The sequence below is a fragment of the Paeniglutamicibacter sp. ZC-3 genome (assembly GCF_025847175.2).
Taxonomy (GTDB): domain Bacteria; phylum Actinomycetota; class Actinomycetes; order Actinomycetales; family Micrococcaceae; genus Paeniglutamicibacter; species Paeniglutamicibacter sulfureus.
Window position 1 is genome coordinate 1 of record NZ_JAOYTG010000025.1, and the last position, 15,647, is coordinate 15,647.

The 15,647-nt window shown below is 63.3% G+C and carries 15 protein-coding genes; 13 read left to right on the forward strand and 2 right to left on the reverse strand.

From position 1 onward, the window contains the following. Window positions 1-149 precede the first annotated feature (149 nt). A complete protein-coding gene (locus tag OIU93_RS18345; protein WP_264271503.1) occupies window positions 150-1,700 on the forward strand; it encodes a hypothetical protein in 1,551 nt (516 codons plus the stop codon). A 108-nt stretch (window positions 1,701-1,808) separates the two neighbouring features. On the opposite strand, the gene OIU93_RS18350 is transcribed toward OIU93_RS18345, so the two are convergent. Both OIU93_RS18350 and OIU93_RS18355 read right to left on the reverse strand, forming a co-directional pair. Continuing rightward, window positions 1,809-2,174 (reverse strand): hypothetical protein, encoded by a 366-nt coding sequence (locus OIU93_RS18350; protein ID WP_264271505.1) that lies wholly within the window; start codon window positions 2,172-2,174, stop codon window positions 1,809-1,811. A gap of 50 nt (window positions 2,175-2,224) precedes the next feature. After that, a complete protein-coding gene (locus OIU93_RS18355; RefSeq protein ID WP_264271506.1) occupies window positions 2,225-2,386 on the reverse strand; it encodes a hypothetical protein in 162 nt (53 codons plus the stop codon). Window positions 2,387-3,890: 1,504 nt separating this feature from the next. Here OIU93_RS18355 and OIU93_RS18360 point away from each other — a divergent pair. The 12 genes from OIU93_RS18360 to OIU93_RS18415 all read left to right on the forward strand — a co-directional run bounded on the left by OIU93_RS18360 (window position 3,891) and on the right by OIU93_RS18415 (window position 15,643). After that, the gene (locus OIU93_RS18360; RefSeq protein ID WP_264271507.1) at window positions 3,891-4,295 is read left to right on the forward strand and encodes a hypothetical protein; all 405 of its coding nucleotides are present in this window, start codon (window positions 3,891-3,893) and stop codon (window positions 4,293-4,295) included. A 48-nt stretch (window positions 4,296-4,343) separates the two neighbouring features. After that, window positions 4,344-5,903 (forward strand): S24/S26 family peptidase, encoded by a 1,560-nt coding sequence (locus tag OIU93_RS18365; protein WP_264271508.1) that lies wholly within the window; start codon window positions 4,344-4,346, stop codon window positions 5,901-5,903. 690 nt (window positions 5,904-6,593) lie between these two features. Continuing rightward, window positions 6,594-7,325, forward strand: a complete 732-nt coding sequence (locus OIU93_RS18370) for an ANTAR domain-containing protein (protein WP_264271509.1) — start codon at window positions 6,594-6,596, stop codon at window positions 7,323-7,325. A gap of 642 nt (window positions 7,326-7,967) precedes the next feature. Beyond that, window positions 7,968-8,192 (forward strand): Flp family type IVb pilin, encoded by a 225-nt coding sequence (locus tag OIU93_RS18375; protein WP_264271510.1) that lies wholly within the window; start codon window positions 7,968-7,970, stop codon window positions 8,190-8,192. Window positions 8,193-8,283: 91 nt separating this feature from the next. Further along, window positions 8,284-8,658, forward strand: coding sequence for a TadE/TadG family type IV pilus assembly protein (locus OIU93_RS18380; protein ID WP_264271511.1), 375 nt, complete (start codon window positions 8,284-8,286; stop codon window positions 8,656-8,658). A gap of 29 nt (window positions 8,659-8,687) precedes the next feature. After that, a complete protein-coding gene (locus tag OIU93_RS18385; protein ID WP_372342965.1) occupies window positions 8,688-9,674 on the forward strand; it encodes a pilus assembly protein TadG-related protein in 987 nt (328 codons plus the stop codon). Window positions 9,675-9,683: 9 nt separating this feature from the next. Then, window positions 9,684-10,421 carry a Flp pilus assembly protein CpaB gene (locus OIU93_RS18390; RefSeq protein ID WP_264271513.1) on the forward strand — a complete coding sequence of 246 codons (738 nt, stop codon included), beginning with the start codon at window positions 9,684-9,686 and terminating at the stop codon, window positions 10,419-10,421. Beyond that, window positions 10,418-11,617, forward strand: a complete 1,200-nt coding sequence (locus OIU93_RS18395) for an AAA family ATPase (RefSeq protein ID WP_264271514.1) — start codon at window positions 10,418-10,420, stop codon at window positions 11,615-11,617. Before OIU93_RS18390 ends, OIU93_RS18395 begins: the two co-directional genes overlap by 4 nt. Beyond that, window positions 11,614-13,140, forward strand: coding sequence for a CpaF family protein (locus OIU93_RS18400; RefSeq protein WP_264271515.1), 1,527 nt, complete (start codon window positions 11,614-11,616; stop codon window positions 13,138-13,140). The genes OIU93_RS18395 and OIU93_RS18400 overlap by 4 nt, the downstream gene beginning before the upstream one ends. Window positions 13,141-13,149: 9 nt before the next feature. Beyond that, the gene (locus OIU93_RS18405) at window positions 13,150-14,076 is read left to right on the forward strand and encodes a type II secretion system F family protein (protein ID WP_264271516.1); all 927 of its coding nucleotides are present in this window, start codon (window positions 13,150-13,152) and stop codon (window positions 14,074-14,076) included. A 10-nt stretch (window positions 14,077-14,086) separates the two neighbouring features. Next, complete coding sequence (locus OIU93_RS18410) at window positions 14,087-14,968, forward strand: type II secretion system F family protein (RefSeq protein WP_264271517.1); 882 nt, start codon at window positions 14,087-14,089, stop codon at window positions 14,966-14,968. Between the two features lie 213 nt (window positions 14,969-15,181). Further along, on the forward strand, window positions 15,182-15,643 hold the full coding sequence (locus OIU93_RS18415) for an Hpt domain-containing protein (RefSeq protein ID WP_264271518.1): 462 nt from the start codon (window positions 15,182-15,184) through the stop codon (window positions 15,641-15,643). Window positions 15,644-15,647 lie beyond the last annotated feature (4 nt).

Sequence of the window (15,647 nt, forward strand, 5' to 3'; positions counted from 1 at the left end):
CTTGGCGCACTTCGGCCAAAACTAGATTAGACATACTGATTGGTTTCCTGGTTCTCGCCCTACGCGATCGAGCTGACTTGCTCTGTCACCGTGGTACCGCTCCAGCCTGACACGTAGGGCAACGACACGTCGAGGCAGAACGTGAAGCCTTGTCGGTCTGGAATCCTTTCACGGACAAGGTCCTGGGCCACTGGTGGGCTTCGCGCTCTTCTGAGGGGATGTTCGGAGCTGACTCGCCAACTGGCTGGATCGACGGAGCGAGAGAACTGCTGGCCGAGTACCAGCTCCTTGCCGCTGAGAACACTCTGACGAAGAGGCATGCGGATCCGAAGGGGACTCTGCAGACCATGTTGGCTGGCCTCCAGGCATGCGTGGAGGGGGAAGCCGATTCCCGCGTGATGGGTCGGGTGCGCGCGGCCGTGTCCAACAGGGTGGCAAGGCGCGGCGAACCAGGCTCACTACGTCTCGCTGAGCTTCGGGCAGCGCAAGCTCGCACCGCGGCCAAACCGTCGCATGCGGCCATGGCACATGACGCCGCAGCCCGGATTAAAGCGACAGGCCACACCGGCGCCGTTGACGATCCCCTCGCGCTACTTCGAGGCACTCCCGCCGCGGCTCTGCCCTCCGTGCGCAAAGCCACCCGTCAAGCAACTCAGGCGCCGCTGCCGGATCTCCTGCGACAGGGGATCGTGCGATCGGCGGAGTTGCTGGCCGAACTGGCTCCACAGCTCACCGCCGAGACGGTGGCCTCCCGGTACTCAGACGCATCGGCCGGGGTGCTGGCCAAGCGCCTCTACCGGGCATTCGCCAACCGGCGCAGCCTGCTCTTGCTCAACCATCAGTCTCAAGTGACCATCGATGCGCTTCCCTGGTTCAACCTGTTGGAGCAGGCAGGCGTTCATGAGCAAAAACAATCCCTTGCTCACGTCCAAGGATTGGAGCTCGCCGCACTCGCCCTGGACCACTTTCCGGGAACTTTGCTTCCCAACTCCCTCATTCGGGAACTCACCCGTCTCTTCGGAATCGCGTCCAAGGGTGTTCCGCTGACCTACGAGTTGGCCTCGGATATCTTCATGGGTTCCTTCAGCCCGGTCTTCCAACGGGCAGCTCAAGAGGCCGCCACCGTGGTTGGCGACACCATCTACGCCCACTACTACGGCATCGATTACAGAGAAATCCTGGCCATGGGGAGCAGGCCCGCGACGCCTTCCCGAGCACGACGCATGCCCCGCACCGCGGTTCCGGAATTCGACACCCTTGTTCGCTCCCGCGCTGGCATCGGCCTAACCCGCTGGGACTACGATGTCGCCGCCAGCGGAAAAGCCATCGAACAGGCGCAAATCCTCACCACTCACAACCTTGCCTCATTGGTGAACGCGGGGATCTCGCTCGACTGGGGAGTCCAAGCACGCGAAGCTTGGAAAGCCACCAAGAATCACCTCGCCAAGGTGACTGGGGCAAAGCACCTGCATCACCAGAAGAATGCTGCCTACGGATGGCGGCAAACCGTCTTCTACCTCGCGCTATGCCCCGTTGAACAGGTGGCCGCCTTCATGGACGATCAGACCCTCACTCAAGGGCTGACTCCCGAAGCCACGTTCAAGGCAGAATCGATCCTCCAAGGTCTCATGGAAACCATCGAAACCGGCGCACCCGCGGAAGGTCCCTTCCTGGGCTGGGTTGCCCGACCGAAACGTTGATGACGAAGGGATCCGCAACTCCAGCGGACTTGATAGTGATGAGTTTCCGAGCTGGCGCTCGGTTTAGGCCAAGCTGCCAGCAGTTGCGAGTAATAAACTGATTCGGCGTCAGAGATTCAGAGCCCGAGTTAACGGCCTCTCGAACCATTTCCTGTCTGCGTCGAGATAGGCGCAGAGGGTCTTGACCAACGTACTGCCTGTAGAACCGGCGTCGCGTAAAGGGCCGAAGACCTTTTCAACTATTTCGTTCGCCCCGCTTTCCGAGCGTGGAGAGATCGAAAACGCAGCGTTCTCGTAGTGCACCAGGCCTTCGGCCTTGTTTCCGATGGATTCATGCGCCCATTGGGCACGCAACACCGCATCCCCTGCTTCGCTGAGGTCGGCGAGCTGCGGAGAATTCCCCGCTCTGACGTTAGGGAAGAAATGGAACGACGCCGTCAGGACGACGGCGCGCAGTTCCTTGCTTAGGACCATTTCAAGGATCCAGATACAGAATTCCCGGTTTACATCTTAGAAGATCTTCCTCAGGCGGGAGACGATGCTTTACCGTCATTCTTGGCTGGCTTGGAAGCACCGTACTTCTTCTCGTAGCCCTCACGAAGTTGGGCAACGAGAACCTTTTCCGCAGTGGTAATGGGGTCGGCCTTGCCTTGTTTTATCCGGTCCTCTAGCGCGCTGACCTGCATGGGCTCTCTAGCCATCGTGATGCACCTCCGTTTGCTCAATTGTCCCGCACGAGGGGTGGAGTGTCCACGTCGCCAACTGGGTCCCTGCTCTCCACACCTTCACCGGAAACAGCTTCGGTCACGGCAAGAATGAGTCGGTATTCAGTCCTGGTGGCTTCGGACGATAGTGCAGTCAGGGCTTCCAAACCGATGATGCGGTCAACATACTTGTCGGACCTGGCGAGCGTGAGGGCCCATTCGGCCCGGTCCCACCATTCCTGCCGTTTGGCTGCCGTGCGCGATGTCCTGGCTCCGAGCAAGGCGGCCCCATAAGCGATCCCCGCTCCCCCTAGCGCGAATATCCCGGCCACGGGAGGGCCGGACCAAAAATCTCTCCAGAAGGGATCGTCCAGGACAAATGGTGGAAACAAACGGCCGATAACCGCCCCTGCGACGGCAGCGCCAAGAAGATAACAAACGAGTTTCCACCTGGGGCCCCATGTCATTTCGAGCCCTTTCCCGCCGACAGAGCAGCCATGTGACACCTTCCCGGGATTCGCAGGTACGTGAACAGATGCTGTGTCGGCGGCCAGTTGTTTCGGCAACGTTTGGCGCAGTTGCCTGCGTTGAGCTTTCTAATGTTTCTTGAGGGCCCTCCGCCGCAGCTGGTGGAAGGGCGGCCACCCGAACACCTGGAAAGCCACCTGCCAGATGATGTCAAGCATCCACCACCGGTAGGCGCCCATGCATCGCGCGGCCACGTAGTCATAAGGGAAATCTATCTCATGCCCCCGACATTCTCGGCGGCCGAATATTAAGGAACGTGGGCTTCGCCGCGGTTCCCAGTGCGTGACCAGTCTCGCGATGATCCCCGAGATCCAACGTCGGCATCATTTCCCGCAGGGCACCGCCCTGACCTCGCGTCAGCTGCACGGAACGACTTTGGCAGCCCGGCGACTCGATGACAGCCACCGTGTGGATGGCTCGTAACTCTGCTGGACCGTTGAAAAAGTGCGTATGTCCCGGGTGTGTCTATGAGTCTTTTGCACTATGGGCACGTGGTTTGGAATATTCGGAAGATACCGAAGTCGGCGGGCATTGTAGATGCGGCAGCACTCTGCGAAGCACGTACTAGACGCATGGTCGCCGGTTCATAGATGGAAACGCCGACTTCGCGTCCTGATGAAGGGTGCTGGCTCCACGGAGGGTTTACCGAACGGTAGACGAGCGTGGTTCGGATCCCCAGTACTCTCGTACGCCAAATATTCCCCTACCAATGCGCGGTTCAACCGCAGTGAATCCGCGGTTTCTGAGCACTGCCCAAGCATTACCGCAGGAAAGACACAAGATCGATGATCGCTCGGCTGGGTCCGGCTAGTCTTCAAATGTCGGAGCGAATCACACGGCCCATCAACAGGTGCCGCCCCAGGGATTCGCATCTCTCGACGACATCCCTGTCAAGCACATCCTGGTGCACCCTGCCCGCGGGCTTCCATGCCCCGGCCACATCGAAAGAGAATCCTCCATGCGCAAGTCCCACAAAATCCTTACCGCTGTTGCCGTCGCCGGCATCGTCTTTGCCGGCGGTTCCGCCTTCACAGGAACCGGTCTCTCGACTACTGCCGGCGAAACCCAGTTCATCGGCGGACAGGTATCGCAGCAGGTCACCGGTGCAACACTGGCCACCGTGGACTACGATTTCACGAACACCACCCAAGAGTCCATCAACAAGATCAACCTGAGCTTCGCAAACACCGAAGATGGCAAGCCGGTAGTGGTCACCACCACCGGCGGCGCGGGCGGCACTTTCACGTGCGGCAATGTCGTCGCCAACGCATCCGCTTGCACATTCGCACCGACCACCACGGAGACCGGCTACACCGGACTGACCGGGCTCAGCATCACCGTCGGGGAACTCGACGCCGCATAGTCCGTCCATCGCTCATGGTCATGGTCCGCCCCCCAGCGGACCTTGACCATGAGCGATTTCTCTCCATACCAAACACCACCGACCGGAAGGAGCACGGTGCCAAGTTTTCCACGGCTCCTCGCGAGTGCCGCGAGCGCCCTCGCCGTGCTGGGCATCCTGCTGGCCGCGATTCTGTTAGGCAGTGGCCAGGCAGCGTTCGTGAACACTTACGGGGTGAGTATGAACCCCCTCTACCACCAGGGCGACCTCGTCGTCGTCTCGCGCGCCGAAAGCTACTCTGTCGGTGACATTGCCGCCTACCACCTGGTCAGCGGAGAGGTGGCGCTCCACCGGATCATCGCCGGAGATGCCAATGGCTTTACCCTCAAGGGCGACAACAACGAATCGGTCGACGTCGACCATCCCGCGGCCGTCGACCTCATCGGCAAGGCCGTCCTGCACATCCCCCACGGCGGGAAGGTGCTTCAGATACTCACCACGCCCCCTGTACTCGGCTTAGCAGCCTTTGCGCTGCTCGCCGGAGCCGCCCCCAGCCTGAACCGAAGCCGGCGTCGCCGCGCAGCAAGGAAAGAAACCATGTCGTCCAGCGCCGCCTCGCAGAAGACCCGCCACACCGTGCGTGCAATGTTCGAAGCCCCATTCACTCCTTGGACCGCCACTGCGACCGCCCTCGGCGTCGTGGCCATGGGTCTCGGGATCTGGGCATGGACCGGTCCCGCCGATGCCCCCGCACGTGCGGGGACCGAAGCGCACATGGACTTTTCCTACAGCGCAGCGGTTCCGCGCACCCCGGCCTACGACGACACCACCGTCAGGTCCCCGGACCCGGTCTTCCGGCAAGTGGCCGACAACATGAAGGTGCATTACACCTACCAAGGCCCAGCCGCGACCATTGCACCGGTCGCCGAACTGTCCACGCCCGGAGGATGGCATACCACGGTCCCCCTGGGTGACCCCACTGAGGTGAGCAGCGGAACCCACCGCGGGACCGTCAAATTGGAAGTAGCTGCTCTGGAAGAACGTGCCGCGCGGGCCGCCAAAGTCACGGGTCTGCCGGCCAGCCCCCTCACCATCATGGTGGTCCCAGCCGTAACGGGCGACGGCCAGGACTTCAGGCCGGCGCTGGAACTGTCGGTAACGCCCCTGCAGGTCGCCCTGGTGGATCCCGCCGCTCTTTCCGTCGCTGGGGAGAAGCTCGAAACCGCCGCCCCGCGTGCGCTGACACTGGGCACCTGGCAACTCTCGGCCGGAATCTCCCGCGTCATTGCCCCGGTATTGCTTCTGCTGGCACTCGCGGCGCTGATGGCGATTGCGGCGAACGCGCGCCGACGCCCTTCCCGCAGCGAAGCGGAAAACATTCGCCGCCGCTGGCCATCCCTTGTCATCCCCGTTCAGCCGGTCCCATCGGTCACTGGGCGTCCCGTCATCGACGTCGTGGATTTCCCCACCCTGGCAAAACTTGCAGAGCGCTACGGCCTGCTGGTCCTGCATTGGACCCGCAGCGGAATCGAGACCTTCATCGTGCAGGACGACAACACCACCTACCGCTACCGCAGCGGGGACGGTGTAGGAGCACAACCAGTGGCAACGCCCGCCGAAACCGCCTGAACGGCGCGTCTGCCGTAGGAAGAACTCAAGGCACAAGGCAAGCGCAGGCACCCAGCGCGACGCCAAACTAAGGCGGGACCCGATCACCATCGGGTCCCGCCTCCGCCAGTGGACCGGCGACCTCACTGCAAATGGTCCCGCACGACCCAGGTCCACGCCGGAGGCCTTGCCTCCGGCCGGAATCATCTCCATGAGGCCGGGTATTCAGCTCGGGCCGTGTCGCGGACGCGGCCGTGTAGAGGAGATGGTTCATGGCGAGGCCGTCCGGTGTCCGCAGAGCCCTCGCCGTGAGCCAGTTCAATGCCCTAGGGTCGCTCCGTGCACAGCATGTAGTTGTACTTGGCGATGGCAACCTCTTCGACAGTGCACGACGCAGCAGCAATGAAAGGCCAACTGGTTGCTCCATCGATCCGGGAAGCGCCATGATGACGCTTCTGCTAACTGAACACTGGCCCAGCATTCGGCGTGGGGTCCGCGGTGTCGCTTCGCGGTTGCCTCAACTTCAAGCCGGAAGCAAGAGCCACGCCCGAGAGCGAGCTGGCGCGCGCCCGAGTGGCTGACCCAAAACCAATTCGACTGTCCTTTGCGACACCGCAGTTCAGTGTTGCGAGGATACGCTTCGACCCTTTCGTCTAGTGGATTCAAATCAGTTGTTGTGTAACACCGAGCCTCTGCCATAGGTTCGGTGTCATGAACGCGCCGAGAAATATGGATGCTTTTGGGGAGCTATGCGATCTGGTATTGAAGATGAAAGACCTCCAAGGTTTTCTGGAAAGCCTTGTCAGCCACGTAGCCCTGGCAATGACGCGTGTCTCCGGAGTGATGGTTGAATGTTCGGTGGTTTTGCATAGGAGCAAACGACCCGTGGCAATCGCCGGCAGCAACGATCGAGTGGTTGGCCTGGACCACGTGAATCAAGCCTTGGATGCCGAAGCATGCCTCCACGCCAGGCGTAGCGGTTTGCCGATCATCCTTGCTGACTCTTCAGATTCCCGTTGGCCCGATCTGGGGCGCGAATTAACCGATCGGGGTTTCGCCGGATTGCTGGTCCGCCCGCTGGAACTGGGACCCACGGCATCTGCCACCCTCAATTTTTTTGCTGCCCGAATCGGTGCCAACAACGACGGCATCATTCTTGACGCGATGGGTTTCGCGGATCAAGGCAGCAAGGCGTTGTGCATGGCCTTGAGGATCGCGGAAGCCGAGCTGAGATCGGAGGATCTGTCGGCCGCATTGGAATACAGGACGGCCATTGACCTTGCTCGCGGCATTATTATGGCCCAGAACCATTGCACAGCCGCCGAAGCGTTCGGATTCCTTCGCAGCGCATCAAATAACCGGAACCAGAAACTGCATGACATTGCCTTGGCGATGACCTCCAGGTCCGCCCAGTCGCCTGGACTCACACACTTCGAAGCCTAAGTGGAAACACGCACGATTCAGGACCCGGAAAATTTGGTCCGAACACGAAGATCGCGCGGTTGTCCAGATCGCATACCGGTGCCACCTATCCCGGAAAAACCGTTCCTCGAGGAGAAATGAGGCAGACCGTCCCTCTCATCCGCGTTCCTCCGAATGGCGAGCCCTGCGTGACCCCTGTCCGCTGCTCCTGCCCTGTGATCGCACCGTCTGCCGTGCCATTCCGGGCCTGCTGGTTGCAGGCACGAGCATGTTCTCACTTCCACACATGCCCATGAGACCTTCCGATCTAACGGCAGCAACCGCGGTTCTCTCCCGCATCCCGGACAACCACTGGAATCAACCCGGCACAACCATGCGGCGTAGACACGATTGCGTCTCTACACTCGGGGCAAAATCGCGCTTACATGACCGCTCAAAATCCTCCACCGGGCTACTCCCGGAATCGACCAAAATGCCGGTTTGGATCAGGTTAAGCGCAGGAAAAACGCAGCTTCCCATGGGTTGGTACAGGCTTCCCTGAGGATAGCCACAGGTTCCGTCCAAACCCCGAAATGCCTTGCTATGTTTTTTTCAGCGCGGTGCACGAAGCAGTCCGATGCACCTCGCAAAACCAAAACACCACTTCATTTCAGGAGCTCCCCCATGCTGCACGTTTACGCCACCCTCCAGACCCTCGGCTTCCGCATCAAGAACCGCATCCAGCGCGACGAAACCGGCGCCACCGCCGTTGAGTACGGCATCATGGTCGGCGTCATCGCCGTCGCCATCATCGCCACGCTCATGCTCCTCGGCCCGCAGCTGAACGCGTTGTTCGTGGAGGTTAACACCCAGCTCAAGGGGATCGGAACCACCCCGACGACCCCGTAATTCCACCCCAACAACCTCACTGTGGTGGCGGGGCACCTTCGCCCCGCCACCACAGCAAGCTTCATCCACTCAAACCAGGAAGGTCCAGGCCATGACACAGCAGAACGAACGCGGTTCCGTTGCCGTTGAATTCGCCATTGTCCTTCCGGTCCTGCTCATGCTGGTCATGGGCATCATCGAGTTCGGGCATGCCTACAACGCCCAGCTCACGCTGACCCAGGCCGCCCGCGAGGGCGTCCGGGTCATGGCCATCGCGAATGATCCGGCCAAGGCGCGCTCGGCCACCAAGAATGCCGGCGCAACCCTGTACCCCGCGCTCACGGATGGAAACCTGGCTATTTCCCCCGCAGCCTGCACGCCCGGCGCCCAGGCCAGCGTCACCATCACCTACCCGCTGTCGACCATCACCGGCATCGTCTCCCCCATCACGCTCACCGGCAAGGGGGTCATGCGATGCGGAGGCTAAGGAAATCCCCGTATTCCGAACGCGGAACGGTGAGCGTCATGACGGCCCTGCTGCTGGTCGCCCTGCTCGGCTTCACCGCCCTCGTGGTGGATGTCGGAATGCTCTATGCCGAAAAGGCCCAGCTGCAAAACGGCGCGGACGCCGCGGCGCTTGCCGTGGCGCAGGATTGCGCCCTCAGCCTAGCCAGCACCAATTGCACCACCGCCTCTCCGCTGGCTGCAGGCTACGCGAAATCCAACGCCAACGACGGGCTCAGCAACATCCAATCCGTCCAGCTGAACAAGAGCGCGGGCACTGTCACCGTGACCACAGGAGCCCAACAGGCAGGCGGCGAGGCCAACAAGGTTTCGCTGTCCTTCGCGCGCATCCTTGGCTTTGACTCGGCAGAAGTCGGCGCCACTGCCGGCGCGCAATGGGGCAGCCCGGTGGCAGGTCCCACCGTTTTTCCCGCGGCATTTTCAATCTGCCAGGTCGAAAACAGCGTCGGCGGCGGTCTCCAGCGACTGGGGCTCCACGGCGGATCCTACGCCAACCCGGGGTGCAACTACGGCCCGTCCGGCGCACCGGTCGCCGGCGGCTTCGGCTGGCTGGCCCAGATTCCCGGACAATGCGGCGGCTACATCGACCTGCTCGTCCAGGAAGGCGGCAGCGCCACCGGCAACAATGAGCCGCCCAATTGCACGACGGTCTTCAACAAATGGAGCACCGAACTCAACGCTGGCCGACGTCCAACCGTCCTGCTCCCGATATTCAACCAGGTCACCGGAACCGGCTCGGGGGCCAACTACAAGATTTCCTCTTTCGCTGCCTTCGAGGTCACCGGCTGGAAGTTCTCCGGGGGGTCCTCGCTGCCCTCCGTATTCCGCAACACCTCCGCCTACGTCGGTTCCAAGGAATGCACCGGGGACTGCCGCGGCATCATCGGCAAGTTCGTCCGCTACGTGTCCCTCGACGAGGGCCACATCCTGGGACCCGTCAACAAATATGGTGCCACCGTCGTCCGAATAACCCACTAGGAGCTTTTCTTGAAATCCCGACTTCTGGGCGGTGTTGCCGCCGCCGTCCTCGCGCTACTCGGCGCCGTCCTTGTCTACTCCTATGCCGCCAACGCCGACGCGCGCGCCATGGCGGGGCTAACGCCCACCAACGTCCTGGTCGTTCGCCACGCCGTTCCCGAGGGAACGTCCGTCGCCGACCTCGGCGAATCCCTGGCACTCGAAGCCAGGCCCGCGGGCACCGTGCCCGCCGGCGCGCTGGCCGCCTTGGACAATGTCGCCGGCCAGGTGACGGCCGCGGATCTGGCACCCGGCGAGGTGCTGCTCTCCAGCCGCCTCGTCGATCCTGCTTCGCTCCAAACACCCGGCACCGTCGCGGTCCCCAAGGGCCTGCAGGAAGTCACCTTCGCCCTGGAACCACAGCGGATGGTCGGCGGCAACATCACCGCCGGAAGCACCGTGGGGGTCTTCGTTTCCTTCGACAAGGAAGGTCTCAAGGACCCGGCCGGCTCCCCTGCCACTGGCAGGGTCTTCCACAAGATGCTCGTCACGCGATTGCAGCGCGCCGACGCCACCGCCGAATCGGCGGAGGGTGCACAGCCACTGCCTGCCGGGACCATGCTCGTCTCCCTCGCCGTGACCGACCGCGACGCTTCGAAGATCATTTACTCGGCCGAATACGGCCGCATCTGGCTGACCAACGAGCCCAAGGATGCCAAGGAAAATCACCCGCCCCAACTCATGCGCCAATCGGAGGTGTACCCGTGAGCCGTTTCGTCCTGATCTCCCCGGATGCCCAGTTTGACCAGCTCGTCCGCGCCGCCGTCGAAGGCGGCCTGCACGGTGGGGTGCGCTCCTTCCTGACCACCAGCGTGCCCACCGATCCCCGGCAATTGCTGGACTCCCTGGAGCAGGCCCCCGAGGTCCTCGTCCTGGGTCCCGGCATCCCCGTCGAGGAGGCACTCCGCCTGGCCACCGTCTTCGATGTCCAGTGCCCGGGAATCAGCGTCGTCCTCGCCGCCGACTACGACCCCGAACTCGTGGTTCTGGCCATGCGCGCCGGCATCCGCGACGTCCTGGCACCCTCGGCGGACATCGCCCAGGTCGCATCCGTGCTGGACCGCGCCTGCCAGGCGCACTCGGCACGCAGCCGCCACCACCAGCCGGCGAGCGCCGAGCCGCAGGAGAAGAAGGGCCAGGTGATTGGCGTGTTCTCCCCCAAGGGAGGCGTGGGCAAGACCACCGTGGCCACCAACATCGCCGTGGGTCTGGGCAAGATCGCGCCTATGGGCGTTGTCATTGTCGACTTGGACCTGCAATTCGGCGACGTCGCCTCCGCGCTGTCGCTGGATCCCGAGCACACCGTGATGGACGCCGTGTCCGTCTCCGCGAGCCAGGACACCCTGGTCCTCAAGGCCTTCCTGACCGTCCACCCCGCCGGGCTCTACGCGCTGTGCGCATCGAAGAACCCCGCCGACGCCGACCACGTGACCAGTGGGCACATCGAGCGCTTGCTCGACCAGCTGGCCGGGGAATTCCAGTACGTCATCGTGGACAGCGCCCCCGGTCTCACGGAGCTCGCCCTGACCGCCATGGAACGCTGCACCGACGCCGTGTGGGTCAGCGGCATGGACGTGCCCAGCGTGCGCGGACTGCGCACCGGGCTCGATGTGCTCAAGCAGCTGGACATCCTCCCCGAAACCCGCCACGTGGTGCTGAACATGGCCGACCCCAAGACGGGGCTGACCATTGGCGACATCGAGACCTGGATCGGCGCCCCGGTGGACGTGAGCATTCCCCGCTCGCGGACCGTGGCGTTTTCCACGAACCGCGGCATCCCGGTGCTCCAGGAATCCAAGTCCGACCGCGCGGTCAAGGGCTTCGCCCACCTGACCCGGCGCTTCGATCCGCAATGGCGCGCCCAACCCGCCCGCAAGCTCCACCGACGGGTGGTTGTCCGATGAAACTCTCCGAGCGGCTCAGCGCCGCGGAAAACGCAGCGCCGCCGAACCGTGCCACCAGTGTCCGCCAGCCGGCCACCCAGCGCCTGGACACCGCAGTGCCCCGGGCGGCTTCCGCCCCCATGCCCGCAGCCAAGACGGTCCTGCACTCGGCCGCGCCAGCCGACATCTACAAGCCGGCCGTGCAGGCACCGGCCGCGGGTTCGGCTAGCGCGAAGTCCGCGATCGCCCACCCGGTGGATGCCTATGCCGGGCTGAAGCAGCGTGCCGCCAAGGCACTGTTCGAACGCATGGGAAGCCGCTTCAACGATTCCACCCTGACCGAGGAGGACCTGCGCGCCAGCGCCCGCGAGGAACTGGTCCAGGTCATCGACGCCGAGAAGGTCCCGCTCTCCCCCGCCGAACGCTCGCGCCTGATCAACGACGTGGCCAACGACGTGCTGGGCTACGGTCCGCTGCAGCAGTACCTGGAGGACGAGGACGTCACCGAGATCATGGTCAACCGCATGGACAGGATCTACGTGGAGCGCAAGGGCAAGCTGGTCCTGAGCGACTCGCGCTTCAGCTCCGAGGAGCACCTGCGCAAGGTGATCGAGCGCATCGTGGCCAAGGTGGGCCGACGCATCGACGAGTCCTCGCCGCTGGTCGATGCCCGTTTGGAGGACGGGTCGCGCGTCAACGCGATCATTCCGCCGCTGGCGGTCGGCGGTTCCTCCCTGACCATCCGAAAGTTCAGCAAGATCCCGCTGACGGTGCAGGACCTGATCCGCTTCGGGACGCTGACCCCGGCGATGGCCGAACTGCTCAATGCCTGCGTCAAGGCGAAATTGAACATCATCGTCTCCGGAGGCACCGGCACGGGCAAGACCACCTTGCTCAACGTGCTGTCCTCATTCCTGCCCGAAACCGATCGCATCGTCACCATCGAGGATGCCGTAGAACTCCAGATCCAGCAGGACCACGTCGTGCGCCTGGAAAGCCGCCCGCCCAACACGGAAGGAAAAGGCGAAGTGACCATCCGCGAACTGCTCCGCAACTCCCTGCGCATGCGCCCGGACCGGATCGTGGTGGGCGAGGTCCGTGGCGGCGAATCCCTGGACATGCTCCAGGCCATGAACACCGGCCACGACGGCTCGCTCTCCACGGTGCACTCGAACTCGCCCCGCGACGCCATCGCCCGCCTGGAGACCCTGGTCCTGATGGCAGGCATGGACCTTCCGCTGCGCGCCATCCGCGAACAGATCGCCTCCGCCGTGCACCTGATCATCCAGATTTCACGCTTGCGCGACGGCACGCGGCGCATCACGCACGTGACCGAGGTCCAGGGCATGGAGGGCGACATCGTCACCCTGCAGGATGCCTTCGTCTTCGACTTCGCCGCCGGCGTTGACGATGACGGGCGCTTCCGTGGCACGCCGATCCCCACCGGCATTCGGCCCACGTTCATGGACAGGTTCCAGGACATGGGCATCCAGGTTTCGCCCGCCGTCTTTGCCGGCCGGCAACACGCCGTCGCCAACGCCTAGGAGGGCGAGATGGAACTGATGATCGGATTGGCCTTCGTGCTGCTGGCCCTGGGCCTGGCACTGGGTATCGTATTTCGGCCGGCACGGGTTGCCGTGGATCGCCGTGCCCCCGTTGACGTCTCACCCACCACCGGGCTTTCCCGGCTTGCCGGCGGAACCACCGGATTCCTCGAAGCCATGCTCGCCCGGCGCAAGCTGCGGTTCTTCAGCAGCGAGGCGCTGGAAAGCGCCGGACTGCGCCTGCGCCAGAGCGAGTTCCTGGTGCTCATGGCCTCCGCCGCGCTCGTCGCCATGGTGCTGGGCATGCTGATTGCCGGGCCTTCCCTGGGCGTGCTCTTTTTCCTGCTGGTCCCGGCGTTAGGGCACCTGTACCTGCGGCGTCGCACCGCCAAGCGCCGCCACGGATTCGGCGAGCAATTGGTGGACACCCTGCAACTGCTCTCCGGCAGCCTGCGTGCGGGGCACAGCATCCTGCGCGCCATGGATGCGGCAGCCTTGGAGTCCCCGGCCCCGACGTCCGAGGAGATGCGGCGCATCGTCTCGGAAACCAGCTTGGGCAGGGACCTGCTGGCCTCGCTGAACGACACCGCAACCCGGATGCAGAGCGAGGACTTCAAGTGGATCGCACAGGCCGTGCAAATCAACCGCGAGGTCGGCGGAAACCTGGCCGAAGTGCTGGACCAGGTCAATGAAACGATCCGCGAACGCAGCGAAATCAAGGGACAGATCGCGTCCCTTGCCGCCGAGGGCAAGTTCTCGGCCTACATCCTCATGGCCATGCCCGTGGGCATCATTGCCATGCTTATGGTCATCAGCCCCGGCTACATGACCCCGCTGTTCACCCAGCCCCTGGGCTGGGTCATGATGGGCGCCTCCGTCGTCCTCATGACCGTCGGCGGGCTGTGGATGCGCAAGATCATCGACTTGAAGTTCTGAGGACCGGAAAATGCCACTTATCGTCACCGCCGGCGCGTTGCTGGTCGGCTTCGCCATGCTCTACCTCGGTCTCGCGTTCTTCTCGGTCGACCGCAAGGGCCAGGCCGCCAGCAGGGAAAACCTGCGCCGCGGCCACGACCCGGAGGAAACCGCTGCCCGGCCGAATACCGGCCTGCTGGTGCGGATCGGCAGGCGCCTCACCCCCGAGGCGTATGTTCGCCGACTCGACAAGCTACTCTCCCTGGCCGGGCGCCCCACCTCCATGCCGTTGGACCGCCTCCTGGCGGTGAAACCCGCACTCGGGTTGGCCGGCGCGGTCCTGGGGTTCCTTTTCGGCCTGGATCCGCACCCGATCATGAAGGTCATGGGCCTTGGGGTCTTCGTCGCTGCCTACTTCATCCCCGACCTGCTGTTGATCAGCAACGGCCAGAAACGGCAACAGGAATTGCAGCTTGAACTGCCCAATACGCTCGACCAGATGCTGATCAGTGTTGAGGCTGGCCTCGGATTCGAAGGTGCCGTGTCGCGTGCTGGTGAAAACGGCCGGGGACCCTTGGCGCAGGAATTGATCCGCACCCTGCAGGACATGCAGGTCGGCCGTTCACGCCGGGAGGCGTACTCCGCCCTCGCCCAGCGGACCAACGTTCCCGAATTGCGCAGCTTTGTCCAGGCGGTCGTCCAGGCGGATGCCTACGGCATCGCCATCAGCCAGGTCCTGCGGGTGCAAGCCAAGGTCATGCGCGTGAAGCGGAGGCAACGTGCCGAGGAGAAGGCCATGAAGTTGCCGGTCAAGATCCTGTTCCCGCTCCTGTTTTTCATTTTTCCCGTTCTCTTCATCGCCATCCTTGGACCGGCGGTGATCAATGCCATCGCAACGTTCAGCGGTCAATGACCCCACGGAAGGAACCTCATGACATCGTCACCCCGAGTGGGCCGCGCAGACGCTCCCGCGGGCCAACGGCCATTGGACCCAACCACAGATCAGGCGGTCTTTAACGGCGTTTACGACGTCCTGGCCAGTTGCCAAACGCAGGATTCACGCAGATTGTCCCGGTTCTCCGGATTTGCCCTTATCTTGCCCAGTCCCAGCGGATATCCTAAGGCAATGCACACTCCGCCCACCGCCCCGCTCATGGGCCTAACCGACACCATGGCAGGGGTCGCCAGAGAAGACTCGCCAATGCCCACGTTGCCATCGCCGAACGGCCAGCCCCTGGTGGATTTTGCGGTTCTCCGGGAGCTCGAGCAGCAAGTCGACGACCCTTCGATCGTCGTGGGCTTCGTGCACGACTTCGTGGATCTGTGGGAATCGCGTTATGAACGGTTGGCCCAGGCGCTGGATCCGCTTGATCCGGATACTGCGCTGGACGCTTTGATCAGCATCAGGACTGCGGCTGCCATGGCGGGAGCGGTGCGCCTCGCAGGGGACGCGCGGGAACTGGGGGAAGCGGTCAAACGCGGCGATGAAGCGGAAGCCGTCGACTTATTGCCGGGCCTCGAGGTTTGCGGTCGGCAGACCCTGCTGGAGTTGCAGGAGCGTTACCCCAAGCCGAAGGAACAGGGCTAGGGGC

Bases quoted from the DNA above. Each gene is read 5' to 3' on its own strand.
- OIU93_RS18350 (WP_264271505.1), bottom strand. From the start codon at position 2,174: ATGGTCCTAAGCAAGGAACTGCGCGCCGTCGTCCTGACGGCGTCGTTC.
- OIU93_RS18355 (WP_264271506.1), bottom strand. From the start codon at position 2,386: ATGCAGGTCAGCGCGCTAGAGGACCGGATAAAACAAGGCAAGGCCGAC.
- OIU93_RS18360 (WP_264271507.1), top strand. From the start codon at position 3,891: ATGCGCAAGTCCCACAAAATCCTTACCGCTGTTGCCGTCGCCGGCATC.
- OIU93_RS18365 (WP_264271508.1), top strand. From the start codon at position 4,344: ATGAGCGATTTCTCTCCATACCAAACACCACCGACCGGAAGGAGCACG.
- OIU93_RS18370 (WP_264271509.1), top strand. From the start codon at position 6,594: ATGAACGCGCCGAGAAATATGGATGCTTTTGGGGAGCTATGCGATCTG.
- OIU93_RS18375 (WP_264271510.1), top strand. From the start codon at position 7,968: ATGCTGCACGTTTACGCCACCCTCCAGACCCTCGGCTTCCGCATCAAG.
- OIU93_RS18380 (WP_264271511.1), top strand. From the start codon at position 8,284: ATGACACAGCAGAACGAACGCGGTTCCGTTGCCGTTGAATTCGCCATT.
- OIU93_RS18400 (WP_264271515.1), top strand. From the start codon at position 11,614: ATGAAACTCTCCGAGCGGCTCAGCGCCGCGGAAAACGCAGCGCCGCCG.
- OIU93_RS18405 (WP_264271516.1), top strand. From the start codon at position 13,150: ATGGAACTGATGATCGGATTGGCCTTCGTGCTGCTGGCCCTGGGCCTG.
- OIU93_RS18410 (WP_264271517.1), top strand. From the start codon at position 14,087: ATGCCACTTATCGTCACCGCCGGCGCGTTGCTGGTCGGCTTCGCCATG.
- OIU93_RS18415 (WP_264271518.1), top strand. From the start codon at position 15,182: ATGCACACTCCGCCCACCGCCCCGCTCATGGGCCTAACCGACACCATG.